This window comes from Mobilicoccus massiliensis, from assembly GCF_000826525.2.
GTDB lineage: Bacteria > Actinomycetota > Actinomycetes > Actinomycetales > Dermatophilaceae > Mobilicoccus > Mobilicoccus massiliensis.
Map to the genome: position 1 here is coordinate 453070 of NZ_LN651331.1, position 25298 is coordinate 478367.

Below are 25298 nucleotides of genomic sequence, written 5' to 3' on the forward strand. Positions count from 1 at the left end.
GCCGCCTCCACGGCCGTCCCGACGTTCACCCACGGACGCACGAGAGCACCGATGACGACGACCACCCCCGCGGCCTCCGGCGGCCCCGCCGCGGCGCCCGCCTCGGCGCGCGTGCTCGCCCAGGCGCGCTTCGAGACCGGCACGCTGCTGCGCAACGGCGAACAGTTGCTCGTCGCGATCGTGCTCCCCGCCCTCGCGCTCCTGGCGCTGATCAGCGCCCCCGTCCCCGGCTTCGACGGACCCCACCGGCTCGACCTCGCGATGGCCGGCGTCCTCGGCCTCGCCGTGATCTCCACCGCCTTCACGGGCCAGGCGATCTCGACCGGATTCGACCGCCGCTACGGAGTTCTGCGCCTGCTGGGCACGACCCCGCTCGGCCGCGGCGGCCTGCTCGTCGCGAAGGCGCTCGCCGTCCTCGTCGTCCTCGTCGTGCAGTCCCTCGCGCTCGGTGTGCTCGGTTTCGCGCTCGGCTGGCGACCGGACCCCACGCACCTCGTCATCGCGCTGCCGGTCCTCGGGCTGGGTGCCTGGGCCTTCGTCGCGCTGGCGCTGCTCCTGGCCGGCACACTCCGCGCCGAGGCCGTCCTCGCGCTCGCCAACCTCGTCTGGGTGTTGCTGCTCGGCATCGGTGGGGTCGTCATCCCCCCGCGGGAACTGCCGGGCGGGCTCCAGGGGTTCGCACCGTATCTGCCCTCCGGAGCCCTCGGCGACGGCGTCCGCGCCGCCGTGCTCGACGGCACCATCCCCCTCGGGCCGGTCGTCGTCCTCGTCGTCTGGGTCCTCGTCGCGACCGCTCTCGCGGCCCGGTTCTTCCGCTGGAGCGACTGAGACGGGGCTCGGCGTGGCACCGCGGACACGCTCTCGGCGCTCGCGCACTCGACGAGCAGGTCGAGCGCGGGGCGACGCGTGACCGAGGTCCCACGCGCACGCCGAGTGTCCGATCTGCGAGGTGCGCGGAATAGAGTCGGGGCGTGAGTACCTCAGCACCCGGCGTCGACCTGCACCCCCATCACCCCGCCCCGATCCCCCGTTACGTTCGAGGGCTGTTCATCGCGAACGTCGTGTGTCAGGCGGGCATCATCGTCACGGGTGGCCTCGTCCGGCTCACCGGATCCGGCCTCGGCTGCCCGACCTGGCCGCAGTGCACGCCCGGCTCGTACACGCCGACCGTGCACCAGGAGCAGGGCTTCCACAAGTTCATCGAGTTCGGCAACCGCACACTCACGTTCGTGCTGCTGGTGGTCGCGCTGGCCGTCGTCTGGGCCGTCTGGAAGAAGCTCCCCCACCGCCCCTCGCTGCGCACCCCTGCCGTGCTCGTCGTCCTCGGAGTCGTCGTCCAGGCCGTGTTGGGGGGGATCACGGTGCTCACCGGCCTCAGCCCGATCACGGTGGCGGCGCACTTCCTCATCTCCGCGGCGCTCGTGGCGGTCGCCACCTACCTGTGGCTCCGGCTCGACGAGACGGAGGACGCCCCACAGCTGCTCGTCCCCCCGATCGTGCGGACGCTGGGCCACGTCACGGCAGCAGTCGGTGTCGTCGTGCTCACGCTGGGCACCATCGTCACCGGTTCGGGCCCGCACTCCGGCGACGCGAACACCCCCGCCCGGTTCGGGTTCGACCCCGCCGCGATGTCGTGGCTGCACGCCGACGCGGTCATCCTCTTCATCGGCCTCGTGGTCGCGATCTGGCTGGCCTGCCACCTCTCCGCGGTCGGCCGGCCCACCGAGCGTGCCGCGAAGGCGTGGCGCGATCTGCTCATTCTCTGCGTCGTCCAGGGTCTCGTGGGCTACGCGCAGTACGCCCTGGCCCTCCCCGAGGGCCTCGTCCTGCTCCACATGAGCCTCGCGGCGGTCATGGTCGTCCTCCTCGTCCGGGCCCTCATGGCGATGCGCGCCCGAGGGGTCCTCGAGGAGCACGCGCCCGTCGTGGACGGCGATGCCGACCTGCGCGGGACGCACGAGACCGTGGAGCGCCGAGACTGAACCATCCCTCCCCGGTACGACGGAAGCGGTACGACGGAAGGCCCGGCCATCGAGGATGGCCGGGCCTTCTGCTGTCGAGGAACCAGAACTCAGAAGCTCACGGGAAGCGCGAGGTGGAACAGCGGGTCGAGGGCGACGCCGACGAACACGAGCGTGAGGTAGCTGATCGAGTAGTGGAACAGCCGCATCGGGCGCAGCGCGGCCAGGGTGGTGTTGGCCGGGTCCTTGGCGCGGGAGAGCAGCCGGTGCGACTCGAGGACGAACACGGCGCCGGAGACGAGGGCGATGACGGTGTAGATCCAGCCCATGTTCGCGACCGGCACGAGCGCGAGCGACGCCGCGACCGTGGCCCAGGCGTACGCGACGATCTGCCGGGCGACCTTGGTGTCCTCGGCGAGCACCGGCAGCATGGGGATGCCGGCGGCGGCGTAGTCGTCCTTGAACCGCATCGACAGCGGCCAGTAGTGCGGCGGGGTCCAGAAGAAGACGACGAGGAAGAGCACGACGGGGGCCCAGTCGAGCCGGTTCGTCACGGCCGCCCAGCCGATGAGCACCGGCATACAGCCCGCGGCTCCGCCCCAGACGATGTTCTGGGTCGTGCGCCGCTTGAGCACCATGGTGTAGAAGACGACGTAGAGCAGGATCGCGCCGAACGAGAGTGCCGCGGACAACGCGTTGACGAGCAGCCCGAGGACGAGCACCGAGGCGACGCCGAGCACGATCGCGAACACGAGCGCGTGCCGCACGGGGATGAGTCCGGTCGCGAGCGGACGCCCCTCCGTGCGTCGCATGAGGCGGTCGACGTCACGGTCGAGGATGCAGTTGAAGACGTTCGCGCACGCCGCGGAGAGCGTGCCGCCGACGAGGGTCGCGACGACGAGGCCGGCCGGCGGGACTCCGCCCTGGGCGAGGAACATCACCGGAAACGTCGTGATGAGCAGGAGCTCGATGATGCGCGGCTTGATGAGCGACACGTAGTCGCGGATACCGGCGCGGCGGGTGGAGTGGGATCCGCCCGCCTGGGCTCGATCGACTGATTCCCGGCGAGGCTGGAGAGTGGTCACTGTGTTGTCGTCGATCCTTCGCACGTGGGGGCCCGCAGGTGCGGCGGGCGGTCTCTCGGGCCCAGTGTAGGCGCCGCCGTCGCCGCGAGGGCGGGCGCGGCCCCGGTGGCGTTGTCGGTGGCTCTCGATAGGCTGCAAGGGATACGACGACTGCGGTGTCCCGTTCGCGCCCGCGAGCGCGAGTCCGACGCCGCCGTCACCGCCTCGTGCGAAGGAGAGCTCATGACCGACACCACCGCCCGCCGCGATCCGTCCCTGGCCGATCCTCGGTGCAGCGAGGTCGGGTGGAACGATCTCGACCGTCGCGCGGTCGACACCGTGCGGGTCCTCGCCGCCGACGCGGTGCAGAAGGCCGGCAACGGCCATCCCGGTACCGCCATGAGCCTCGCTCCCCTGGCCTACCTGTTGTTCCAGAAGGTCATGAACATCGACCCGAACGACCCCGACTGGCTGGGCCGCGACCGTTTCGTGTTGTCCTGCGGCCACAGCAGCCTCACGCAGTACATCCAGCTCTACCTGTCGGGCTACGGCATGGAGATGAAGGACCTGCAGGCGCTGCGCACGTTCGGCTCGGCCACCCCGGGTCACCCTGAGGTCCACCACACCCGCGGTGTCGAGATCACGACGGGGCCGCTGGGCTCCGGGTTCGCCACGGGCGTGGGCATGGCGATGGCCCAGCGCCGTCAGCGGGGCATGTTCGACCCCGACGCGCCCACCGGTGAGAGCCCGTTCGACCACCACGTCTACATCATCGCCTCCGACGGCGACCTCATGGAGGGTGTCTCTGCCGAGGCCTCCTCGCTCGCGGGTCACCAGCAGCTCGACAACCTCACGGTCATCTACGACCAGAACTTCATCTCGATCGAGGACGACACCGACATCGCGTTCAGCGAGGACGTCGCCAAGCGCTACGAGGCCTACGGCTGGAACGTCAAGATCGTCGACTGGCGCGAGGGTGAGCAGTACGTCGAGGACGTCGACGCCCTCTACGCCGCGTTGCAGTCCGGTGAGCAGGAGAAGGGTCGACCCACCCTCGTGGTGCTGCGCACGATCATCGCCTGGCCCGCGCCGGAGTTGCAGGACACGGGCAAGGCCCACGGCGCCGCGCTCGGCGAGGACGAGGTCAAGGCCACCAAGAAGCTCCTGGGCTTCGACCCCGAGGTCGACTTCCCCGAGGAGCCCGAGGTCCTCGCGCACGCGCGCAAGGTCGCCGAGCGGGGCGCCGAGAGGCACCAGGAGTGGGACGCCCGCTTCGAGGCGTGGCGTCAGGCCAACCCGGAGCTCGCCGAGACCCTCGATCGCATCCGCGCGCACGAACTGCCCGCCGGCCTCGACGAGGCGCTGCCGGTGTTCCCCGCGGACGAGAAGGGCATCGCCACGCGAAAGGCCTCCGGTGAGGTCATCAACGCGATCAAGGGCGTCGTGCCCGAGCTGTGGGGCGGCTCGGCCGACCTCGCCGAGTCCAACAACACGGCGATGAAGGGCGAGCTCAGCTTCGTGCCCGAGAGCCGTGCCACCGACATGTGGCCGGGCGGGCCCTACGGTCGCAACCTCCACTTCGGTGTGCGCGAGAACGCGATGGGCATGGCGCTCAACGGCATGGCGCTCGAGGGCCTCACCCGCCCGTACGGCGGCACGTTCCTCATCTTCTCCGACTACATGCGTCCGGCGGTGCGACTGGCCGCACTGCAGGAGCTCGGGGTCACGTTCGTGTGGACCCATGACTCCATCGGTCTCGGCGAGGACGGCCCCACCCACCAGCCCATCGAGCAGCTCTCGTCGCTGCGGGCGATCCCCGGCCTCGACGTCGTGCGTCCGGCCGACGCCAACGAGACCTCCCAGGCGTGGAAGCAGATCCTCGCCCGCTACGACCGCCCGGCAGGGCTGGCACTCACCCGTCAGAACGTGCCCACGATCGACCGGGAGAAGTACGCCTCGGCCGACGGCGTGCTCAAGGGTGGCTACGTGCTCGCCGACACCGACGGCGATCCCGACGTCCTCCTGATCGCGACGGGCTCCGAGGTCTCCCTGGCGCTCGAGGCGCGGGAGGAGCTCAACGCCATCGACGTCGCCGCGCGGGTGGTCTCGATGCCTTGTGTCGAGTGGTTCCTCGACCAGCCCCAGGAGTACCGCGACGAGGTGCTTCCGCCCTCGATCCGGGCGCGGGTCGCCGTCGAGGCCGGTCACCCCATGAGCTGGTACCGGTTCGTCGGCGACGCCGGCCGGGTCGTCGGCATCGACCACTTCGGCGCCTCGGCCCCCGGAGAGGTGCTCTTCGAGAAGTTCGGCATCACGCCCACCGCGGTCGTCGACGCCGCCAAGGACTCGATCGAGGCCGCTCGCCGGGGTGCGCAGGTCACCAGCGAAGAGCGCCTCGTCACCGACGAAGGGAGCGAGAAATGAGCAACGGCCGCCTGGCCGCCCTCTCCGAGGCAGGAGTGTCCATCTGGCTTGACGATCTCAGCCGAGAGCTCGTCTCCTCAGGCGGCCTTCAGCGCCGCATCACGAAGGACTCGGTCGTCGGCGTGACGACCAACCCGACGATCTTCGCCACCGCACTGAGCGACGGCGAGGCGTACGCCGATCAGGTGGCCGCCCTCTCCTCGGACGGGGCGAGTGTCGAGGAGGCCATCCTCGCGCTGACCACCAACGACGTGCGCGACGCCTGCGACGCGTTCATGCCGGTCTACGAGGCCACCGGGGGTGTCGACGGGCGGGTCTCCATCGAGGTCGACCCCGGCCTGGCGCACGACACCGCGGCGACGGTCGAAGGGGCCGAGCTGCTGTGGCAGACCGTCGACCGGCCCAACCTCCTCGTCAAGATCCCCGCCACCGACGAAGGCCTGCCCGCCATCACCCAGACCCTGGCCAAGGGCATCAGCGTCAACGTCACGCTGATCTTCTCCCTCGACCGGTACCGCGGTGTGCTCAACGCGTTCCTCACCGGTCTGGAGCAGGCGCGCGAGAACGGGATCGACCTCAGCGGGATCCATTCGGTCGCCTCGTTCTTCATCTCCCGGTTCGATACGGAGGTCGACAAGCGCCTCGACGCGATCGGCTCCGAGGAGGCCCTCGCGCTCAAGGGCCGGGCCGCCCTCGCCAACGCCCGGCTGGCCTACCACGCGTTGCAGGACGTGGCCGAGACGCCGCGGTGGAAGACCCTCGCCGACGACGGCGGGCACCTGCAGCGCCCGCTGTGGGCCTCCACCGGAGTCAAGAACCCCGACTACCCGGACACGCTCTACGTCACCGGCCTCGTGACGCGCGGTGTCGTCAACACGATGCCCACGGCCACCCTCGAGGCGTTCGCCGAGCACGGCGAAGTGGAGGGCGACACGGTGGTCGGTGACGCGGCCGAGTCCGACGCCGTCCTCGACGACCTGGAACGTCTGGGCATCTCCTACGGCGAGGTCGTCGCCCAGCTCGAACGCGAGGGGGTCGAGAAGTTCGAGGCCTCGTGGTCCGAGCTCACCGAGACCGTGCGCGTCGCGCTGGAGAAGGGCGAGTGAGTCCGGCCCGCGTCACCGCGGAGCACAACCCGCTGCGGGCGCCCGACGATCTGCGGTTGCCGCGGATCGCCGGGCCCTGCGCGGTGGTGCTCTTCGGTGTCACCGGCGATCTCGCACGCAAGAAGCTCCTGCCGGCGATCTACGATCTGGCGAGCCGCGGCCTTCTGCCTCCGGGGTTCTCGCTCGTCGGGTTCGGCCGGCGTGACTGGAGCAACGAGCAGTTCGCGCAGTACGTCGAGGAATCGGTCCGGGGCCACGCGCGCACGCCCTTCACCCAGGAGGTGTGGCGCGAGCTGGCCGACGGCCTGCGCTTCGTCTCGGGCTCCTTCGACGACGACGCCGCCTTCGACCACCTCGCGCAGGCCCTCACCGAGCTCGACGAGCAGCGAGGCACCGGAGGCAACAACGCCTTCTACCTCTCGATCCCGCCCGACGCGTTCCCCGTCGTCTGCACCCAGCTCCAGCGCAGCGGCCTCGCCACGGGCGACACCGACGGGCCGCATCCGAACTCCTGGCGCCGTGTCGTCATCGAGAAGCCGTTCGGCCACGACCTCGCCAGCGCCCGCGAACTCAACGCCATCGTCGAGGCGGTCTTTCCGCCGGACGCGATCTTTCGTATCGACCACTACCTCGGCAAGGAGACCGTCCAGAACATCCTCGCGCTGCGGTTCGCCAACCAGCTGTTCGAGCCCATCTGGAACTCCAACTACGTCGACCACGTGCAGATCACGATGGCCGAGGACATCGGCATCGGCGGGCGTGCGGGCTACTACGACGGCATCGGCGCGGCTCGCGACGTCATCCAGAACCACCTGCTGCAGTTGCTCGCACTCACCGCGATGGAGGAGCCGCTGTCGTTCGACGCGTCCCACCTGAGGGTCGAGAAGCAGAAGGTGCTGGAGGCGACCCGGCTCGCGGGACCGGTCTCGCGGGCCACGGCCCGAGGCGTGTACGGCCCGGGCTGGCAGGGCGGTGAGCCGGTCATCGGCTACGCCGAGGAGGAGGGTGTGTCCCCGTCCTCGACGACGGAGACCTACGCCGCGCTCGCGCTGACGGTCGAGACCCGACGCTGGGCGGGAGTGCCGTTCTACCTGCGCACGGGCAAACGTCTCGCCAAGCGCGTCACCGAGATCGCCGTCATGTTCAAACCGGCGCCGCATCACCCGTTCGGTCACGACGCCACCGAGGAGCTCGGCGGCAACGCCGTCGTCATCCGCATCCAGCCCGACGAGGGCGTGACGATCCGGTTCGGGGCCAAGGTGCCCGGAACGGCGCTCGAGGTGCGCGACGTGAGCATGGACTTCGGTTACGGGCGCTCGTTCATGCAGTCCAGCCCAGAGGCCTACGAGCGGCTCATCCTCGACGTGCTCCTCGGCGATCCGCCGCTGTTCCCCCGGCACGAGGAGGTCGAGTCGTCCTGGCGCATCCTCGATCCGGCCACCACGGCGTGGGCGCGTTCGGGCGCCAAGCCGGAGGTGTACCCCGCCGGTACGTGGGGCCCGCGCTCGGCCGACGAACTCCTCGCCCGTGACGGACGCTTCTGGAGGCTCCCGTGATCGTCGACATGCCCGACACCACGGTCGGCGCGATCTCGAACAAGCTCATCGAGTTGCGCGACCACGTGGGTGCGATGGCCCTCAGCCGGGTGTTCACCCTCGTCGTCCTGCTCTCCCCCGAGGACGAGGAGCGTGCGCTGTCGGTCGCCGAGTCCGCCACCCGCCAGCATCCCTCCCGCATCCTGTTCGTCGTCCACGGCTCCGGCCGAGGGCGCGACGGCATCGACGGCGAGATCCGGGTCGGTGGTGACGCGGGGGCCAGCGAGATGGTCGTCATGCGCTTGCGGGGTGAGCTCACCGCACACAGCGAGGCCGTCGTGCTGCCCCTGCTCCTCGCCGACTCGCCCGTGGTCGCCTGGTGGCCCGGTGGTTGTCCCGAGGACGTGTCCGCCCACCCCATCGGTCGGATCGCCCGGCGCCGCATCACCGACGCCGAGTTCACGCCCGACCCGAGCGCCAGCATCCGCCACCGGGCCGAGACGTACGCACCCGGCGACAGCGATCTGGTCTGGACGCGCACCACGCGGTGGCGCGGGCTGCTCGCCGCCGCGCTCGACCTGCCGCCGTACGAGCCGGTCACGCAGGTCTGTGTCACCGGGGGTTACGACTCCGCCTCGGCCGACCTGCTCGCCGCCTGGCTCGGTTCGGCGCTCAAGTGCGAGGTCGTCCGTGCCCGCGCCGAGGCCGGCACGGGGCTCCTCAGCGCGCGCCTCGTCCGACGTTCGGGCCCGGTCGATCTCGTTCGTCCCGACGGCCTGGTGACGACGCTGTCGCAGGCGGGGCAACCTGCCCGGCGGCTGGCCGTCCCACGCCGTGAGGCCGCCGAGTGCCTGGCCGACGAGTTGTCCCACCTCGGCGAGGACGACGCCTACGCGCGCACCCTGCGTGAAGGCATCCCCCTGCTGCGCGATGCGGGGGTGCCTGCCGGTGAGGCCGTCGAGAAGGGCATCGCCCCCTCCCTCGAGGAGTCCCGGGCCCTGGCCGAACAGATTCGCCGGGTCGCGCTCGCCCGGCGCTCCGAGCAGGGCTGAGTCCGCTCTCCTGCCCCGCGCGATACGACGACGGCCTCCGCAGCGATTCTGCTGCGGAGGCCGTCGTCGTCAGATGAGGAGGCCGCCCGGTGTCAGCCGGCGAATCGCGTGATCACGCCGAGCCCGATGACGGCGGCGAGCCACACGAGCGCCATGCCCACCGTGATGCGATTGAGGTTGCGTTCTGCGACCGACGAACCGCCCATGGTGCTCGACATCGCTCCGCCGAACATGTCGGACATGCCGCCGCCCTTGCCCTTGTGCATGAGGATGAGCAGCACGAGGAAGACCCCGGTGATGGCGAGGAAGACCTCGAGCGCGATCTTCAGGATGTCCACGGAATCGATGCCTGCCTGTCGGGTGCGGTTCGTGTCGTCCGGTGTACGAACGAGGGCCCGAGGAACGCCGGGCCGTGTTCCAGGATAGCCGAGACCCCCTGACGCGCCGGAACGCCCGCGCCGACGGTCGTCGTGACCGGCCGGGCGGGCGTTCGGATCGAACGGCGCGAGTGCGGGGAGCCTCAGCTCTTGTCGTACCCGCAGATCTTCGCGAACTCGTCCGCCTTGAGGGAGGCGCCGCCGACGAGCGCGCCGTCGACGTCGGCCTGGGCCATGATGTCGGCGACGTTCGAGGACTTGACCGAGCCGCCGTAGAGGATGCGGATGCCGTCGGCCGTGGCCTGGTCGTACAGCTCGGTGAGCTTGCCACGGATGGCGCCGCACACCTCCTGGGCGTCCTCGGGGGTGGCGACCTCACCGGTACCGATGGCCCAGATGGGCTCGTAGGCGATGACGATGCTCTTGACCTGCTCGACGGGGATGCCCGCGAGGTCGGCCTCGATCTGGCCGAGGACGTGCTCGACCTGCCGGCCCTCCTTGCGGATCTCCAAGGCCTCGCCGCAGCAGAGGATCGGCGTGAGGCCGTGACGGTAGGCCGCCTTGACCTTCTCGTTGAGCAGCTCGTCGGTCTCTCCGTGGCCCTCGCGCCGTTCGCTGTGACCGACCGCGACGTACGTGCAGCCGAGCTTGGCGAGGAACGCTCCGGAGATGTCACCGGTGTAGGCGCCCTCGTCCTGGGGCGAGAGATCCTGGGCGCCGTACTCGATCTTGAGCTTGTCGCCCTCGACGAGCGTCTGCACCGTGCGCAGGTCGGTGAACGGCGGCAGGATCGCGACCTCCACCTTGTCGAAGTCGTGGTCGGCGTCCTTGAGGCTCCAGTCGAGCTTCTGCACGAGCTGGGTGGCCTGCAGGTGGTCGAGGTTCATCTTCCAGTTGCCCGCCATGAGCGGGGTGCGTGATGCCATGTGTCGTCCTTGGGTCTCGGGTGGGCAGGGGTGGTCGAGCAGCGATCAGGCGTCGAGAATCTCGATGCCCGGGAGGGTCTTCCCCTCCAGGTACTCGAGGCTCGCGCCGCCGCCGGTGGAGATGTGGCCGAACTGGTCGTCGGCGAATCCGAGCTGACGCACGGCGGCCGCGGAGTCGCCGCCGCCGACGACGGTGAGGGCGCCCTCCTTGGTGATGTCGGCGAGGACCTGCGCGACGGCCTCGGTGCCGTAGGCGTACGGAGCCATCTCGAAGGCGCCCATCGGGCCGTTCCAGAACACCGTGCGGCAGTCGCGCAGCTTCGTGGCGAACAGCTCACGCGACTTCGGGCCGATGTCGAGGCCCATCATGTCGGCCGGGATCTCGTCGCTGTCCACGACGAGCGTGTCGACGTCGGCGGAGAACTCCGGCGCGACCACGGTGTCGATCGGCAGGACGATCTCGACGCCCTTGGCCTTGGCGTCCTCGAGGAACTTCTTGCAGGTGTCGACCTTCTCTTCGTCGAGCAGGCTCTTGCCGACCTCGTGGCCCTGCGCCTTGAGGAACGTGTAGGCCATGCCGCCACCGATGAGGAGACGGTCGGCGGTCTGCATGAGGTTCTCGATGACGGCGAGCTTGTCGGCGACCTTGGCGCCGCCGAGCACGACGGCGTAGGGGCGCTCGGGGTTCTGGGTGAGGCGCTGGAGGACCTCGACCTCGGTGCCCACGAGGCCGCCCGCGTAGTGCGGCAGACGGGTGGCGACGTCGTAGACGGAGGCCTGCTTGCGGTGGACGACGCCGAAGCCGTCGGAGACGAACGCGTCGGCGAACGCCGCGAGCTGGTCGGCGAAGTCGCCACGCTCCTTCTCGTCCTTGCTCGTCTCACCGGGGTTGAAGCGGAGGTTCTCCAGGAGCGCCACGTCGCCGTCCTGCAGGCCCGCGACGACGGACTTCGCGGACTCCCCCACGGTGTCCTTCGCGAACGCGACGTCCTTGCCGAGCAACTCGGAGAGGCGCGACACGACTGGCGTCAGGGAGTACTTCTCCTCGGGCGCGCCCTTGGGGCGGCCGAGGTGAGCGACGACGACGACCTTGGCCCCCGCGTCGCTCAGCGCCTTGATCGTGGGCACCGAGGCACGGACGCGGCCGTCGTCGGTGATGTTGCGCTCGTCGTCGAGCGGCACGTTGAGGTCGCTGCGGACGAGGACGGTCTTACCGTGCACGTCGCCGGCGAGGAGGTCTTCGATCGTCTTCATGAACGTCTCCTGCGTTGGGTTACGGACTGCGAAAGGGCTGCTGCGGGCGCACAGACACGCCGACGCCGGGCGACCGGGAGTGCGGCCGCCCGGCGTCGGGGGTGTGTCATACGCGCGTCACGCGATGGACGGGTGCGATCAGAGCTTGGAGCCGACGAGCTTGACGACGTCGACGAGGCGGTTGGAGTAGCCCCACTCGTTGTCGTACCAGCCGACGACCTTGACCTGGTTGCCGATGACCTTGGTGAGCCCGGAGTCGAAGATGCAGGAGGCCGGGTCGGTCTCGATGTCCTTGGAGACGATCGGCTCGTCGGTGTAGACGAGGTAGCCCTTCATGGAGCCGCTCTCGGCCGCCTTCTTGACGATCTCGTTGACCTCTTCGACGGAGGTCTCCCGCGGCGCCTCGAACGTGAGGTCGGTCGCCGAGCCCGTGGGCACGGGCACACGCAGGGCGTAACCGTCGAGCTTGCCCTTGAGCTCCGGGAGCACGAGCGAGACCGCCTTGGCGGCGCCCGTGGTGGTCGGGACGATGTTGAGCGCGGCGGCGCGCGCACGACGCAAGTCCTTGTGCGGCGCGTCCTGCAGGTTCTGGTCCTGCGTGTAGGCGTGGATCGTCGTCATGAGGCCGCGCTCGATGCCGAGGCCGTCGTTGAGCGCCTTGGCCATCGGGGCGAGGCAGTTGGTGGTGCACGACGCGTTCGAGATGATCGTGTGCTTCTCGGCGTCGTACTTGTCGTCGTTGACGCCCATGACGATCGTGATGTCCTCGTTCTTCGCCGGAGCGGAGATGATGACCTTCTTGGCGCCGCCGTCGATGTGCGCCTTCGCCTTCGTGGCGTCGGTGAAGAAGCCGGTGGACTCGACGACGATGTCGGCGCCGACGCCCTTCCAGTCGATCTTGGCCGGGTCGCGCTCCTCGAACACGCGGAAGGTCTTGCCGCCCGCGGTGATCGACTCGTCGTCGTAGGTGACCTCGCCCGGGAAGCGACCGAGGATCGAGTCGTACTTGAGCAGGTGCGCGAGGGTCTTGTTGTCCATCAGGTCGTTGACGGCGACGACCTCGACATCGGCGCCGGAGGCGACGATGGCGCGGAAGAAGTTGCGTCCGATACGGCCGAAACCATTGATGCCTACGCGAACGGTCACGATTGAGGCCTTTCATCTGGGTTGGTCAGGGACAGCGCGTCGAACTCGTCCCCGGTGGCGCAGCACGTGCTCGGCCCCTGCCGAAGACGGGATCGCACGCCTTCGTACGACATCTCGACCCTAGGTGATGGGCACTGCTGCTTCCACTCGTGGGCCCGAAGGTCCTACGCCGGACGCCGGGCGGTCAGGCGTCGAGCATCTCCTCGGTGAGGTTGGCGTCGGTGCCGGGGATGCCCCGGTCGGCGGCCGTCTTGTCGGCGAGGGCGAGCAGCCGGCGGATGCGCCCGGCGACCGCGTCCTTGGTCATCGGCGGGTCGGCGAGGGCGCCGAGCTCCTCGAGGCTGGCCTGTTTGTGCTCCAGCCGCAGTTCGCCCGCGGTACGCAGGTGGTCGGGGACCTCGTCGCCGAGGATCTCGAGCGCCCGCTCGACCCGGGCCCCCGCGGCGACGGCCGCGCGGGCCGAACGGCGCAGGTTGGCGTCGTCGAAGTTGGCGAGGCGGTTGGCGGTGGCGCGCACCTCCTTGCGGACGCGGCGTTCCTCCCAGGCGAGCACGGCGTCGTGGGCCCCGAGGCGCGTGAGCATGGCTCCGATGGCATCGCCGTCGCGGATGACGACACGGTCGACCCCGCGCACCTCGCGGGCCTTCACGGAGATGCCGAGGCGGCGGGCAGCGCCGACGAGCGCGAGTGCCGCCTCCGGGCCGGGGCACGTGATCTCCATCGAGCTCGACCTACCCGGCTCGGTGAGCGAGCCGTGGGCGAGGAACGCCCCCCGCCACGCGGCCTCGGCGTCGCAGGCCGCGCCGTTGACGACGCGCGGGGGCAACCCGCGAACCGGGCGGCCACGCAGGTCGACGAGTCCGGTCTGCCGGGCCAGCCCCTCGCCGTCCTCGACGACCCGCACGACGTAGCGACTCGTCCGCCGCAGCCCCCCGGCGGCGACGACGAGCAGCTCGCTGTCGTGCCCGTACACCTCGGAGACGTGCATGCGCAGCCGTCGAGCGGCGGCGCCGGTGTCGAGTTCGGCCTCGACGACGATGCGGCCGCCGACGATGTGCAACCCGCCCGCGAACCGCAGCATCGTCGACACCTCGGCCTTGCGACAGCAGGGCTTGGTCACGACGAGGCGGGAGAGTTCGTCCTTCACCTTCGCGGTCATCGCCATGGGGGTCATCCTGCCATCCGCGACGCGGTTCGCCGATCACCCTGGGAACGGCGCGAACTCGTGGTGCGTCGAGGCGCCGGCCCGGGGACGTCGGCCGCCGTGCTCAGCCGATGATGTCGCGGTAGGCGGCGGCGAGTCGCAACGGGTCGTGCCGCGCGGGATCCTCCGGGCGCGCCACGGGCAGGACGACGAGCTCGGCCCCGAGGCGACGGGCATGCACTTCGAGGTCGGCCCGGTCGTCGACGACCTGCGGATCCGCGAGGACGACGTCGATGTTGACGTCGGGAGCGTGCGCACGCAGCGACTCGAGGTGATGGGCGGCGGAGTATCCCTGGGTCTCGGAGGTCTGCATCTCGAGGTTGAGGGTGAGGATGCGCAGCGCGGCGGTGTCGCGCAGGGCGTCGGCGAGCTGCGGCACGAGCAGGTGCGGCATCACCGAGGTGAACCACGAGCCCGGCCCGAGCACGACCCAGTCGGCCTCGCGCACCGCGGTGAGCGCCTCGTCGCAGGCGGGCGGTTGCGGCGGATCCAGTCGGACCGACAGCACTCGCCCGGGGGTCTTGGCCACGGCGGCCTGACCGCGGACGAGCGTGGTCACGTCCGGCAGGGCGGGGTCGTGGCCCTGCACCTCGGCCATGATCGCGAGCGGCACCGCGGCCATCGGCAGGACCCGGCCCCGGGCGCCGAGCAGCCGCCCCACGAGGTCGAGGCCGTGCACCGAGTCGCCGAGCAGATCCCACAGCCCGACGATGAGCAGGTTGCCCACGGCGTGCCCCGCGAGCTCGCCCTCACCGCCGAACCGGTGCTGCAACACGTCGCGCCACAGGTGTCCCCACTCGGAGTCGTCGCACAGCGCCGCCAACGCCATGCGCAGGTCACCGGGCGGGAGGATGTCGTACTGCTTGCGCAGCCGTCCGCTGGAGCCGCCGTCGTCGGCCACGGTGACGATCGCCGTGACGTTCTCGGTGACGTGCCGCAGCGCGGAGAGCGAGGCCGCCAGCCCGTGCCCGCCGCCGAAGGCGACGACGTGGCGTCTCATTCACGCCCCAGGTCGCGGTGGAACAGCAGCGTCGCGATCGCCGGGGTGCGCAGCTCGGCGGCGAGGCGCTCGGCGACGGCGACGGAACGGTGCTTGCCCCCGGTGCAGCCGACCGCGAGCGTGATGTAGCGACGTCCCTCCTTGAGGTAGCCGGCGAGCATCGGCTCCATGAGGTCGACGGCCCGGTCGATGAACTCCTCCGCCTCCGGCTGGGCGAAGACGTACTCGGCCACCGGCGCCTCCAGCCCGGTGTGGGGACGCAGCTCCGGGATCCAGTACGGGTTGGGCAGGAACCGCATGTCGAACACGGTGTCGGCGTCGAGCGGAACGCCGTACTTGAAGCCGAACGAGACGATCGCGATGCGCAGCCTCGCCGAGGTGGCCCCGCCGAGGATCTCGCGGACCTTGGCGGTGAGCTGATGCACGTTGATGCCGCTCGTGTCGACGAGCAGATCGGCGTCGGAACGCAGATGCGCGAGCAGACGCCGCTCCTCCTGGATGCCGTCGAGCAACCGGCCCTCCCCCTGCAGCGGGTGCGGGCGTCGCACGCTCTCGAACCGCCGGACGAGCGACTCGTCGCTGGCGTCGATGAACACCACGCGCGGCGAGAACCCGTCCTCCTGCAGTTCGGCCAGGGCCTCGGTGAACGCGGCAAAGAACCCACGGGTGCGCACGTCGACCACCGCGGCGAGGCGGTGCACCTCGGGGCTGCTGCGGACGAGGTCGGCGAGCTGCGGCAGCATGCGTGGCGGCAGGTTGTCGACGACGTACCAGCCGAGATCCTCCATCGCGTGCACCGCCGTGCTGCGCCCCGCGCCGCTCATGCCCGTGAGGATGATGAGCTCGCCGTCGGAGCGCGCCTCGCTCTCGCTCCGGGGCTCGATCCGCGCGACCTCGGCAGCGTTGGCGGCCTCGCCGCCGACGGGGGCACCGGAGGCGACTCCGGGGACGTCGCCAGCGGCGTCCCGAGAGCCGGACTCGGCGATGGGCTCGGGCGGGGCCGTGTCGCCGGGCACGGGCTGCCCCGCATTCGATGGCTCGGTCATGGCGTCTCCTCCGGCTCGGTGGCGTCACTTCCATCATCGTGCATCGCGCCCGCGACCGCGGGGGGCTCGTCGAGCACCTCGCCGGTTCTGGGGTCGACGGCCGGCGTGGGCGCGTCACCGCGCAGGTGCGTGACGATCGTCTCGGCCAGAGCAGGACCGATGCCGGGGACGGCGCGCACGGCCTCGGCGTCGGCCTGTCGCAGTCGCCGTACGGAGCCGAACTCGGCGAGCAGCGCGGCCCGCCTCGCCGGTCCCAACCCCGGGATGCCGTCGAGCTCGCTGGCCGTCATCGCCTTGGACCGTCGCTGCCGGTGGAAGGTGATGGCGAACCGGTGTGCCTCATCCCGCAGACGCTGGAGGAGGAACAGGCCCTCGCTCGTGCGCGGCAGGACGACCGGGAACTCCTCCCCCGGCAGCCACACCTCCTCGAGGCGTTTGGCCAGACCGACCACGGCCACGTCGGTGACCCCGAGGTCGGCGAGCACCCCCGCGGCCGCCTCCACCTGAGGGAGGCCGCCGTCGACGACGACGAGCTGCGGGGTGTACGCGAAGCGCTTGGGGCGCCCGGTCTGCGGATCGATGCCGGGTGCCGTACCGGAACCGGTAGCGGAGGCGTCCTCGTCGAGATCGACCGCTGCGGCACCGGTGTCTGTGTCCGTGGGCGTAGGCGTGTCCGTGGACGTACCCGTGAGCGTGGACGCGCCCGTGGACGCGGCCGGGCCCGTCTCGGCCGTCCCCCCACCCGTCCCGTCGGGCGGCTGGTCCGCCTGCCGGTGCCGTCGGAAGCGCCGTCGCAGGACCTCCGCCATGGCCATCGCATCGTGCACCGGGGTGCCGGGCTCGAGCGGGTTGCCCGCCTCGTCGCGGTCGCCCCGCACGATGAAGCGGCGGTACTCACTCTTGCGCGGGAGCCCGTCCTCGAAGACGACCATCGACGCGACGACGTTGGTGCCCTGGATGTGGGAGACGTCGTAGCACTCGATCCGCAGCGGCGCCTCGTCGAGGTCGAGCCCCTCCTGCAACTCCTCGAGCGCCTTGCTGCGCGCCGTGAGATCGCCGGCACGCGCGACCTTGTGCCGGGCGAGCGCCTGCGTGGCGTTGCGTGTCACGGTCTCCATGAGCGCCCGCTTGTCACCGCGACGGGGCACGCGCACGTCGACCGCGGCCCCTCGACGCTCGGAGAGCCACGCGGTGAACGTGGCGATCTCGCTGGGTTCGACCGAGACGAGGACCTCGCGGGGCACGACCTCGCCGCCCTCGCCGTAGACCTGTGCGAGGAGTTGCTCGAGCAGGACGTCGTCGGTGTCGTCGAGACCCTGCGAGCGTTCGAGGATCCATCCGCGCTGGCCCCGGACGCGGCCTCCGCGCACGTGGAACACCTGCACCGCGGCCTCGAGTTCGTCACCGGCGAGGGCGAACACGTCGGCGTCGGTGGCGTCGGGCAGCACGACGGCCGACCGCTCCAGTGCCTTGCGCAGGGCTCCCAGGTCGTCTCGCAACCGCGCCGCCCGCTCGAAGTCGAGCTCTGCGGCCGCCTCCTTCATCTGACGCTCGATGCGCGAGACGAACCGGCCCGTGTTGCCGGCCATGAACTCGCAGAAGTCCTCCGCGATCGCACGATGTTCGGCCTCGTCGACCCGGCCCACGCACGGCGCGGAGCACTTGTCGATGTAGCCGAGCAGGCACGGCCTGCCCACCTGGCCGGCTCGCTTGAACACCCCGTTGCTGCACGTGCGCAGAGGAAAGACCCGCAGCAAGAGGTCGAGGGTCTCGCGGATGGCCCACGCGTGGGTGTACGGCCCGAAATAGCGCGTGCCCGCCCGTTTGCGGCCACGCATCACCTGCGCCCGCGGGTAGGTCTCCCCCATCGTCACCGCGAGGTAGGGATACGACTTGTCGTCGCGGTACTTGACGTTGAACCGCGGGTCGAACTCCTTGATCCAGCTGTACTCGAGTTGGAGCGCCTCGACCTCGTTGGCGACGACGGTCCACTCGACCCGCGCCCCGGTGAACACCATCGTGCGCGTGCGCGGGTGCAGCCCGGCCACGTCCTGGAAGTACGAGGAGAGCCGCGAGCGCAGCGATTTGGCCTTGCCCACGTAGATGACCCGACCCTCGCGGTCGAGGAATCGGTACACCCCTGGTTCTGTCGGGATCTCCCCCGGGCGGGGGCGGTACGTCGAGGGATCGGCCACGTCCGTCACTGTAGGACCCGGCTCCGACAACCCCCGCCGACGGTCACCGGACGCCCCCGGCGGACCGGCTCCGCCGCCCGTCACGGGTTCGCCGGCGCCCCTCGTTCCCCGGTGCCGCGACCACCGTCGAACCCGCCGTCGACACGGCGAGTCGAGCTGTTCGGATGCCACCTGCTCGTGTCCGGTAAGCCCGCTTTCTCGGCCTCCGCGCAACCCGACGGTCGCGTTTCACGCGTGCGCCCAGCGGCGCCTTCACGGGGTCGAGCGGTCGGTTCCGACGGGTCCACATCACGAAATGGTCACAAGGCGCGAGTGGCGTCTGTGCAGGTACGAGGGGGGCCGCCTACATTCCCTTCACCCGACGTCAAGGGTGCGTGAGGCGCGTCACAGTTGCCTCGCGGTTCATCTTCCTCACACGGAGTCAACACATGTCCTCACGCACTTCCTCGCGCACCGTCGCACGCGTCGGCGTCACCCTCGTCGCCGCGAGCCTGGCCCTGTCCGCCTGTGGATCCCGCGACTCCGGAGGCACCTCCGGTGGCAGCGGCAGCGGTGGCGGCTCTGGTGACAAGACCGCCGTCATCGGTGTGATCGCGCCGCTGTCGGGCGACCTGTCCGCGATGGGCCTCGGCATCCAGCACTCCGTCGAGCTCGCCGTCAAGCAGGCCAACGACTCCAAGGCGATCCCGGGCTGGACCCTCAAGGTCGAGGCCAAGGACGACGAGGCCAAGACCGAGCCGGCCAAGAACGCCGCCACGCAGCTCGCCAGCGACAACAACGTCGTCGGCGTCGTCGGCACCCTCAACTCGAGCACCGCACAGACCGTGCAGCCCGTGCTCGCCTCGGCGAAGATCCCGATGGTCTCCCCGGCCAACACCAACCCCTCGCTCAGCCGCGGCGCCGACTTCGCCAACAGCCCCAAGCGGGACTACACCAACTACTTCCGCACGTGCACCACCGACGACGTGCAGGGCCCGTTCGCGGCGCAGTACCTCCTCGAGAAGAACATCAAGTCCGTCGCCACGGTCCACGACAAGAAGACCTACGGTCAGGGCCTCGTCGAGGCCTTCTCCAAGGAGTTCGCGGCCAAGGGTGGCCAGGTCGTCGCCGCCGAGACGATCAACCCCGACGACTCCAACTACCAGAACGTCCTCTCGACGATCACCGGCAAGAAGCCGCAGGCCGTGTACTACGGCGGTGAGTACCCGCAGGGTGGCCCCCTCAGCCAGCAGATGAAGGCCGGCGGCCTCAACGTCCCGCTCATCGGCGGTGACGGCCTCTACAACCCCAAGTACACCGAGCTCGCCGGCGCCACCGCCAACGGCGACATGACGACCTCCGTCGGCGCGCCGCTGGAGTCCCTGCCCAAGGGCAAGGAGTTCCTCGAGGCCTACAAGACGGAGAAGTACGACCAGGAGCCCGGCGCGTACGGCGCGTACGCCTACGACGCCGCCAACGCCATCATCGAAGGCCTCAAGACCTCCCTCAAGGACGCCGCAGACGCCCAGGGCGCCCGCCAGGCGACCATCGACGCCATCGGCAAGGCCGACTTCGACGGCGTCACCGGCAAGGTCTCCTTCGACCAGTACGGCGACAGCAAGACCCGCGTCCTCACCGTCTACGAGGTCAAGGACGGCGCCTGGGTGGCCGCCAAGACCGGCGAGCTCAAGTAACCACCGACACGGCTGACTCGGCGAGGTGCCCGGGACGGACGACCCCGTCCCGGGCACCGGTCCGCGTGCCTCGACCACCCCACAGGGAAGGAGTCCGGTGGACGCCCTCACGCAGTTCCTCGCATCCGCACCACAGCAGCTCATCCTCGGCCTGAGCCTCGGCTCGCTCTACGCACTCATCGCCGTCGGCTACACCGTCGTCTACGGCATCGTCCAGCTCATCAACTTCGCCCACGGCGAGGTGTTCATGATCGGCGCGTTCGGCGCGCTGTCGACGTACCTGTTGCTCTTCAAGGGCACGACGAGCATCTGGGTCCTGCCGGTCATGATCCTCGGGGCGATGGCCATGGCCGTCCTCACCGCGGTCGTCATGGAGCGGGTGGCCTACCGGCCGCTGCGGGGGGCGCCGCGTCTCGCGCCGCTCATCACGGCCATCGGCATCTCGGTGTTCCTCCAGGAGTTCGTGCGTCTGTTCTACGGCGACATCCCGGGCATGCCGGACGCGAAGTCCCGCATCCCCTTCCCCCTGATCGAGGGGGTCACCGGCCGGCCGATCCCGATGTTCGGGCTCCAGCTCCAGCGTCCGGCCCTGTTCACCATCGCCTGTCTCGTCGTGTGCGGCCTGTTCCTGTGGTGGTTCATCACGCGCACCAAGTCGGGCCGTGCGATGCAGGCCGTCTCGCAGGACCCCGACACCGCGCGCCTCATGGGCATCAACGTCGACCGGATCATCGTCATCGCGTTCGCCATCGGCGCCGCCCTCGCCGCCGTCGCCGGCGTCGCCCAGGGCCTGCAGAACAACAACATCGACTTCCGCATGGGCTTCATGGCGGGTCTCAAGGCGTTCACCGCCGCGGTCCTCGGCGGCATCGGCAACGTGCCGGGCGCCATCGTCGGTGGCCTGACGCTGGGCGTCGTCGAGACGTTCGCCGCGATGTACATCAGCTCGTCGTGGAAGGACATCATCGCGTTCTCGCTGCTCATCCTCGTGCTGGTGTTCCGGCCCCAGGGTCTGCTCGGCGCCCGGGTGGTGGATCGCGCATGAACACCGTGCTCACTCCCCCACTCTTCGGCGGCCGGTTCGAGAACCGCGCCACGCCGGTCATCGGAGCCGGGCTCGTCCTGCTGCTCGTCACCCCGTTCCTCTCGTGGTGCTACGACCGCCGCGTCCTCGGCGACCTCTCGGTGTACGGCAACCCGGCCCCCCTGCAGTGGGGCATGTTCGCCCTCGCCCTCGGCGGCCTCGCACTTCTCGCTCTCGACGTCGTGCCCGTGCTCAAGAGATTCGAGCCGTACGTCACCGAGGGCAAGGCGCTGCGGGCGCTCGGCATCGGGTCGCTCGTGTTCATGGCGGCGGTGCTCGTCATCATCGCCGTCACCACGAGCGGACTCGCCAACGCCGACCCCGGCGCCTGGCTGGCGCTCGTCGGCGCCGCACTCGTCACGATCGGCTCCTCGCTGGCCCCGTCGCGCGCCGAGAAGCAGCTCATCCACGTGCGTCTGCCCTCGTGGCTCGAGGTCCTCATCCTCGTCGTGTTCGTCGCGGGCGTCATGCTGCTGGCGGCCTATGCGCTCGGGATCACCGACGCGAGCCGCTTCATCATGCTGCTCATCCACGTCGGCGTCGTCATGGCGGTGCTCGCCGGCGCCGGTCTGTTCACGTGGCTCGGGCTGCTCGCGGCCAAGCACAGCCGGGTCCTCATGCTCGCGGCCTTCGCCTCGGCGTTCGCGTTCCCGCTCACGCAGGACGGTTCCGAGGCCAACATGTCGATCGCGACGAACGTGCTGATCTTCGCGGCGACCGCCGTCGGACTCAACATCGTCGTGGGCCTCGCTGGTCTGCTCGACCTGGGGTACATCGCGTTCCTCGGGGCCGGCGCCTACGTCGGCGCCATCCTCTCGGGCTCGGCGTTCGCCACCATCGACTGGACGCCGCCGTTCTTCGTCACCGCGATCATCGGCGCCGTGTTCGCCTCGATCCTCGGCCTCATCATCGGCTCACCGACCCTGCGGGTCTCCGGCGACTACCTCGCCATCGTCACGCTGGCGTTCGGCGAGATCTTCCGCCTCACGATGTTCAACCTCGACGGCGTCAACGGACCCAACATCACCCGCGGGCCCAACGGCATCCCGGCGATTCCCGAGCTGAACTTCTTCGGGTTCGACTTCGGCGACACCCACACGCTGTTCGGGATCGAGATCACCCGGTTCGCCAACTACTACTTCCTGCTGCTCATCCTCATGGCGTTCATCATCCTCGTGTTCACCCGACTCAACGCGAGCCGCATCGGCCGTGGTTGGGTCGCGATCCGCGAGGACGAGAAGGCCGCCGAGGCCATGGGCGTCAACGTGTTCGGTCTCAAGCTGCTGGCGTTCGCCGGCGGCGCGTTCCTCGCCGGCCTCGCCGGCACGGTCAAGGCACACCACGACGTGTCGGTCACCCCCGACCAGTACCAGTTCCTCGAGTCCGCGTTCCTGCTCGCGGCGGTAGTCCTCGGCGGCATGGGCACCGTCGGCGGCGTCATCATCGGTGCCGTCGTCCTCAAGCTCCTGCCCGAGAAGCTGCGGTTCTTCTCCGAGTACCGCCTGCTCATCTTCGGCCTGCTCCTCGTCCTCATGATGCGGTTCCGGCCCGAGGGTCTCGTCGCGAGCCAGCGCCGCAAGCTCGAGTTCCACGAGGACGATCAAGAGCTCGCCGATCAGGTGCAGGAAGTCCACATCGAGGAGGTCAAGTGAGCACCGCCGTCACCACATCCAGGAGCGACGGCGCGCCCGCGAACGCGGCGCCCATCCTCTCCGCCCGCGGCGTCACCATGCGCTTCGGCGGCCTCACCGCCGTCGACGACGTGGACCTCGACGTCTACCCCGGCGAGATCGTCGGTCTCATCGGCCCCAACGGCGCCGGCAAGACGACGTTCTTCAACTGCCTCACCGGCCTGTACAAGCCGACCGAGGGTCAGGTGACCTTCGACGGTGCCGTGCTCCCGCCCAAGCCGCGTCGCGTCGTCGTCGCGGGCATGAGCCGCACGTTCCAGAACATCCGGCTCTTCGCCAACATGACCGCCGCCGAGAACGTCATGGTCGGCCGCTACTGCCGCACCTCCTCGGGCCCCCTGACCTCCATCCTCCACGGACCCAAATTCCGTCGGGAGGAGGCCGAGACCAAGGCTCGCGCCGAGGAGTTGCTCGCCTACGTCGGTCTCGCAGGCTACGAGGAGCATCTCGCCCGCAACCTGCCCTACGGCCACCAGCGGCGGCTCGAGATCGCTCGGGCCCTCGCTACCGACCCCAAGCTCATCCTGCTCGATGAGCCCACGGCCGGCATGAACCCGCAGGAGACCCAGGAGGCCGAGGACCTCATCTTCAAGATCCGGGATTCCGGTCTCGCCGTCGTCGTCATCGAGCACGACATGCGGTTCATCTTCCAGCTCTGCAACCGGGTGCTCTGCCTCGTCCGTGGCAAGGCGCTCATCGAGGGCACCCCCGGCGAGGTCCAGTCCGACCCCCGCGTCATCGAGGCCTACATCGGCACCGGCGACGAGGAGTCCGACGAGCCGGTCGCGGACGAGATCGCCCGAGAGGTCCGTACCGACGAGGCCGACGACTTCGGTGACGGTCCCGCCCCCGGCGCCGGCTCGCACGCGGCCCGCCCCGACCACCAGGACGGAGACCGCTGATGGCGCTCCTCGAAGTGCGCGACCTCGTCGTGGCGTACGGCAAGATCAAGGCCGTCAAGGGCATCAGTTTCGACGTGGACGAGGGCCAGGTCGTCTGCCTCATCGGCACCAACGGCGCCGGCAAGACGACGACGCTTCGCACGATCTCCGGTCTGCTGCGTCCCGCGCAGGGGTCGATCACGTTCGACGGCACCTCGCTCACCTCGGTGCCGGCCCACAAGATCGTCTCCCTCGGCATGGCCCACTCCCCCGAGGGTCGCCGCATCTTCCCGCGGATGTCGGTGGAGGAGAACCTCATGCTCGGGGCGTACTCCCGCAAGGACAAGGAGTTCAAGGCCGACCTCGACGAGGTGTTCGACCTGTTCCCCATCCTCGCGGATCGTCGTGCGCAGGCCGCCGGCACTTTCTCCGGCGGTGAGCAGCAGATGCTCGCCATGGGCCGCGCCATGATGAGCCGGCCCCGCCTGCTGCTGCTCGACGAACCCTCGATGGGTCTGTCACCGCTCATGATGAAGAAGATCATGAGCACCGTCACCGCCCTGCGCGAACGCGGGACGACGATCCTCCTCGTCGAGCAGAACGCCCAGGCGGCGCTCAAGCTCGCCGACGTCGGCTATGTGCTCGAGGTCGGCAAGATCGTCCTCTCCGGCACCGGCCGGGAACTCCTCACCAGCGACGAGGTTCGCAAGGCCTACCTCGGCGAGGACTGACCAGCCCGTTCACGAGAACGCCCGGCCACCAGATCGGTGGCCGGGCGTTCGCGCTCGTATCCCCGCCATCGCCCGGCACGCCGCGCACCAACGGAGGGGGTGGCCCGTGGTGCGCGGTCACTGGCCGGAGCGGCCCCGCAGCGCGGCGACTGCCTGGACCTGACGGGAGCAGCCCCCAAGCGCAAGCGGAGGGGTGCGGGCCCGGATTCGTGACGACTGGCCGGACCTGGCGGAAGCAGCCCCCAACCGCAAGCGGAGGGGTGTGGGCCGGGGTTCGCGGCGACTGGCTGGGCCTGGCGGGAGCAGCCCCGGAGCGCTAGCGGAGGGGCTGCGGATGGTAGGCGCCGCGAACCCCGGCCCACACCCCGGACATCGCGACCCACCCCGACACACCCGGCCACTGCTAACGAGAGACAGTCCTGCTCCGTTGCCTGCGGGTGGTCAGGCGGTGGGAGTGGGAGCGGAGACGGCCACCTCGATCGGCTTGAGGCCGGCGGGCGAGGGGCCCACCTTGACCTCGCCGGTCGTCGGGTCGAACTGACTGCCGTGGAGGACGCAGACGATGCGGCCGGTCTTCTCGTCGAGCATGGTCACTTCGGCGCCGGCGTGGGGGCACCACGTGGAGAAGACCTTGTACTGGCCGGTGGTGGGCTGGGTGACGACGGCGCCGACGTCGGTGAGGAACGCGGCGCCGCCGACCGGTACCTGGCCGGAGGTCACGGCCTGCTGGACGGCGGCCTGGACCTTCGCGTTGTCCTTGTCGGGCGCCTCGCTCTTCTTCTCGCCGGAGCCGCAGGCCGAGACGAACGTGACCGTCGCGATCGCGCCTCCGGCGCCGGCGATCTTGAGCACGGTTCGGCGGCTCGGGGTCGTCGGTGGGTTGGGGCTGTTCGCCCGGGTGTCGCTCACGTCTGCGTCCTCCTCGAGTGCGGGGCTCCTCGCCCTGAC

At 70.1% G+C, this 25298-nt stretch carries 21 protein-coding genes; 11 read left to right on the plus strand and 10 right to left on the minus strand.

Features of this window, described 5'->3' with window-relative positions; translation table 11 throughout:
- Positions 1 to 51 precede the first annotated feature (51 nt).
- Both BN1197_RS14995 and BN1197_RS15000 read left to right on the plus strand, forming a co-directional pair.
- Positions 52 to 828 carry an ABC transporter permease gene (locus BN1197_RS14995; RefSeq protein WP_040160931.1) on the plus strand — a complete coding sequence of 259 codons (777 nt, stop codon included), beginning with the start codon at positions 52 to 54 and terminating at the stop codon, positions 826 to 828.
- A gap of 143 nt (positions 829 to 971) precedes the next feature.
- Positions 972 to 1982, plus strand: coding sequence for a COX15/CtaA family protein (locus BN1197_RS15000; protein ID WP_245851970.1), 1011 nt, complete (start codon positions 972 to 974; stop codon positions 1980 to 1982).
- 89 nt (positions 1983 to 2071) lie between these two features.
- Here the strand turns inward: BN1197_RS15000 and BN1197_RS15005 are convergent, their stop codons facing one another.
- Entirely contained in the window at positions 2072 to 3046 is a 975-nt protein-coding gene (locus BN1197_RS15005) for a heme o synthase (protein ID WP_040160933.1), read from the minus strand.
- A 222-nt stretch (positions 3047 to 3268) separates the two neighbouring features.
- On the opposite strand from BN1197_RS15005, the gene tkt reads away from it, so the two are divergent.
- The 4 genes from tkt to BN1197_RS15025 are packed head-to-tail and all read left to right on the plus strand — an operon-like array spanning position 3269 to position 9142.
- Positions 3269 to 5449: a transketolase gene (gene tkt / locus BN1197_RS15010; protein ID WP_040160935.1), complete on the plus strand. Its 2181-nt coding sequence runs from the start codon at positions 3269 to 3271 to the stop codon at positions 5447 to 5449.
- Positions 5446 to 6555, plus strand: coding sequence for a transaldolase (gene tal / locus BN1197_RS15015; RefSeq protein WP_040160937.1), 1110 nt, complete (start codon positions 5446 to 5448; stop codon positions 6553 to 6555). Before tkt ends, tal begins: the two co-directional genes overlap by 4 nt.
- Positions 6552 to 8111 (plus strand): glucose-6-phosphate dehydrogenase, encoded by a 1560-nt coding sequence (gene zwf, locus BN1197_RS15020; RefSeq protein WP_040160939.1) that lies wholly within the window; start codon positions 6552 to 6554, stop codon positions 8109 to 8111. Before tal ends, zwf begins: the two co-directional genes overlap by 4 nt.
- Positions 8108 to 9142: a glucose-6-phosphate dehydrogenase assembly protein OpcA gene (locus BN1197_RS15025; RefSeq protein WP_040160941.1), complete on the plus strand. Its 1035-nt coding sequence runs from the start codon at positions 8108 to 8110 to the stop codon at positions 9140 to 9142. Before zwf ends, BN1197_RS15025 begins: the two co-directional genes overlap by 4 nt.
- 92 nt (positions 9143 to 9234) lie before the next feature.
- Here the strand turns inward: BN1197_RS15025 and secG are convergent, their stop codons facing one another.
- The 8 genes from secG to uvrC form a co-directional block, all read right to left on the minus strand.
- A complete protein-coding gene (gene secG / locus BN1197_RS15030) occupies positions 9235 to 9480 on the minus strand; it encodes a preprotein translocase subunit SecG (RefSeq protein ID WP_040160943.1) in 246 nt (81 codons plus the stop codon).
- 182 nt (positions 9481 to 9662) lie between these two features.
- Positions 9663 to 10445, minus strand: a complete 783-nt coding sequence (gene tpiA, locus BN1197_RS15035; protein ID WP_040160945.1) for a triose-phosphate isomerase — start codon at positions 10443 to 10445, stop codon at positions 9663 to 9665.
- Between the two features lie 45 nt (positions 10446 to 10490).
- Positions 10491 to 11699: a phosphoglycerate kinase gene (locus BN1197_RS15040; protein WP_040160947.1), complete on the minus strand. Its 1209-nt coding sequence runs from the start codon at positions 11697 to 11699 to the stop codon at positions 10491 to 10493.
- A gap of 138 nt (positions 11700 to 11837) precedes the next feature.
- Positions 11838 to 12845: a type I glyceraldehyde-3-phosphate dehydrogenase gene (gene gap / locus BN1197_RS15045; protein WP_040160949.1), complete on the minus strand. Its 1008-nt coding sequence runs from the start codon at positions 12843 to 12845 to the stop codon at positions 11838 to 11840.
- Positions 12846 to 13029: 184 nt separating this feature from the next.
- The gene (whiA, locus tag BN1197_RS15050; protein ID WP_040160951.1) at positions 13030 to 14010 is read right to left on the minus strand and encodes a DNA-binding protein WhiA; all 981 of its coding nucleotides are present in this window, start codon (positions 14008 to 14010) and stop codon (positions 13030 to 13032) included.
- A 103-nt stretch (positions 14011 to 14113) separates the two neighbouring features.
- Positions 14114 to 15049, minus strand: coding sequence for a gluconeogenesis factor YvcK family protein (locus BN1197_RS15055; RefSeq protein WP_040160952.1), 936 nt, complete (start codon positions 15047 to 15049; stop codon positions 14114 to 14116).
- On the minus strand, positions 15046 to 16095 hold the full coding sequence (rapZ, locus tag BN1197_RS15060) for an RNase adapter RapZ (RefSeq protein WP_082043952.1): 1050 nt from the start codon (positions 16093 to 16095) through the stop codon (positions 15046 to 15048). The genes BN1197_RS15055 and rapZ overlap by 4 nt, the downstream gene beginning before the upstream one ends.
- Positions 16092 to 18290, minus strand: a complete 2199-nt coding sequence (gene uvrC, locus BN1197_RS15065; RefSeq protein ID WP_082043979.1) for an excinuclease ABC subunit UvrC — start codon at positions 18288 to 18290, stop codon at positions 16092 to 16094. The genes rapZ and uvrC overlap by 4 nt, the downstream gene beginning before the upstream one ends.
- Before the next feature lie 428 nt (positions 18291 to 18718).
- On the opposite strand from uvrC, the gene BN1197_RS15070 reads away from it, so the two are divergent.
- The 5 genes from BN1197_RS15070 to BN1197_RS15090 all read left to right on the plus strand — a co-directional run bounded on the left by BN1197_RS15070 (position 18719) and on the right by BN1197_RS15090 (position 24350).
- The gene (locus tag BN1197_RS15070; RefSeq protein WP_040160954.1) at positions 18719 to 19963 is read left to right on the plus strand and encodes a branched-chain amino acid ABC transporter substrate-binding protein; all 1245 of its coding nucleotides are present in this window, start codon (positions 18719 to 18721) and stop codon (positions 19961 to 19963) included.
- Between the two features lie 97 nt (positions 19964 to 20060).
- Positions 20061 to 21008: a branched-chain amino acid ABC transporter permease gene (locus BN1197_RS15075; protein ID WP_040160956.1), complete on the plus strand. Its 948-nt coding sequence runs from the start codon at positions 20061 to 20063 to the stop codon at positions 21006 to 21008.
- Positions 21005 to 22699: a branched-chain amino acid ABC transporter permease gene (locus BN1197_RS15080; protein ID WP_040160958.1), complete on the plus strand. Its 1695-nt coding sequence runs from the start codon at positions 21005 to 21007 to the stop codon at positions 22697 to 22699. Before BN1197_RS15075 ends, BN1197_RS15080 begins: the two co-directional genes overlap by 4 nt.
- On the plus strand, positions 22696 to 23640 hold the full coding sequence (locus BN1197_RS15085) for an ABC transporter ATP-binding protein (RefSeq protein ID WP_052466801.1): 945 nt from the start codon (positions 22696 to 22698) through the stop codon (positions 23638 to 23640). Before BN1197_RS15080 ends, BN1197_RS15085 begins: the two co-directional genes overlap by 4 nt.
- Positions 23640 to 24350: an ABC transporter ATP-binding protein gene (locus BN1197_RS15090; RefSeq protein ID WP_245851972.1), complete on the plus strand. Its 711-nt coding sequence runs from the start codon at positions 23640 to 23642 to the stop codon at positions 24348 to 24350. The genes BN1197_RS15085 and BN1197_RS15090 overlap by 1 nt, the downstream gene beginning before the upstream one ends.
- Before the next feature lie 441 nt (positions 24351 to 24791).
- Here the strand turns inward: BN1197_RS15090 and BN1197_RS15095 are convergent, their stop codons facing one another.
- On the minus strand, positions 24792 to 25259 hold the full coding sequence (locus BN1197_RS15095) for a Rieske (2Fe-2S) protein (RefSeq protein WP_176489776.1): 468 nt from the start codon (positions 25257 to 25259) through the stop codon (positions 24792 to 24794).
- Positions 25260 to 25298: the final 39 nt, after the last annotated feature.

Coding starts and splice junctions, on each gene's coding strand:
- BN1197_RS14995 (WP_040160931.1), top strand. CDS start 52: ATGACGACGACCACCCCCGCGGCCTCCGGCGGCCCCGCCGCGGCGCCC.
- BN1197_RS15055 (WP_040160952.1), bottom strand. CDS start 15,049: ATGAGACGCCACGTCGTCGCCTTCGGCGGCGGGCACGGGCTGGCGGCC.
- tal (WP_040160937.1), top strand. CDS start 5,446: ATGAGCAACGGCCGCCTGGCCGCCCTCTCCGAGGCAGGAGTGTCCATC.
- whiA (WP_040160951.1), bottom strand. CDS start 14,010: ATGGCGATGACCGCGAAGGTGAAGGACGAACTCTCCCGCCTCGTCGTG.
- BN1197_RS15070 (WP_040160954.1), top strand. CDS start 18,719: ATGTCCTCACGCACTTCCTCGCGCACCGTCGCACGCGTCGGCGTCACC.
- BN1197_RS15040 (WP_040160947.1), bottom strand. CDS start 11,699: ATGAAGACGATCGAAGACCTCCTCGCCGGCGACGTGCACGGTAAGACC.
- tpiA (WP_040160945.1), bottom strand. CDS start 10,445: ATGGCATCACGCACCCCGCTCATGGCGGGCAACTGGAAGATGAACCTC.
- BN1197_RS15090 (WP_245851972.1), top strand. CDS start 23,640: ATGGCGCTCCTCGAAGTGCGCGACCTCGTCGTGGCGTACGGCAAGATC.
- tkt (WP_040160935.1), top strand. CDS start 3,269: ATGACCGACACCACCGCCCGCCGCGATCCGTCCCTGGCCGATCCTCGG.
- BN1197_RS15080 (WP_040160958.1), top strand. CDS start 21,005: ATGAACACCGTGCTCACTCCCCCACTCTTCGGCGGCCGGTTCGAGAAC.
- rapZ (WP_082043952.1), bottom strand. CDS start 16,095: ATGACCGAGCCATCGAATGCGGGGCAGCCCGTGCCCGGCGACACGGCC.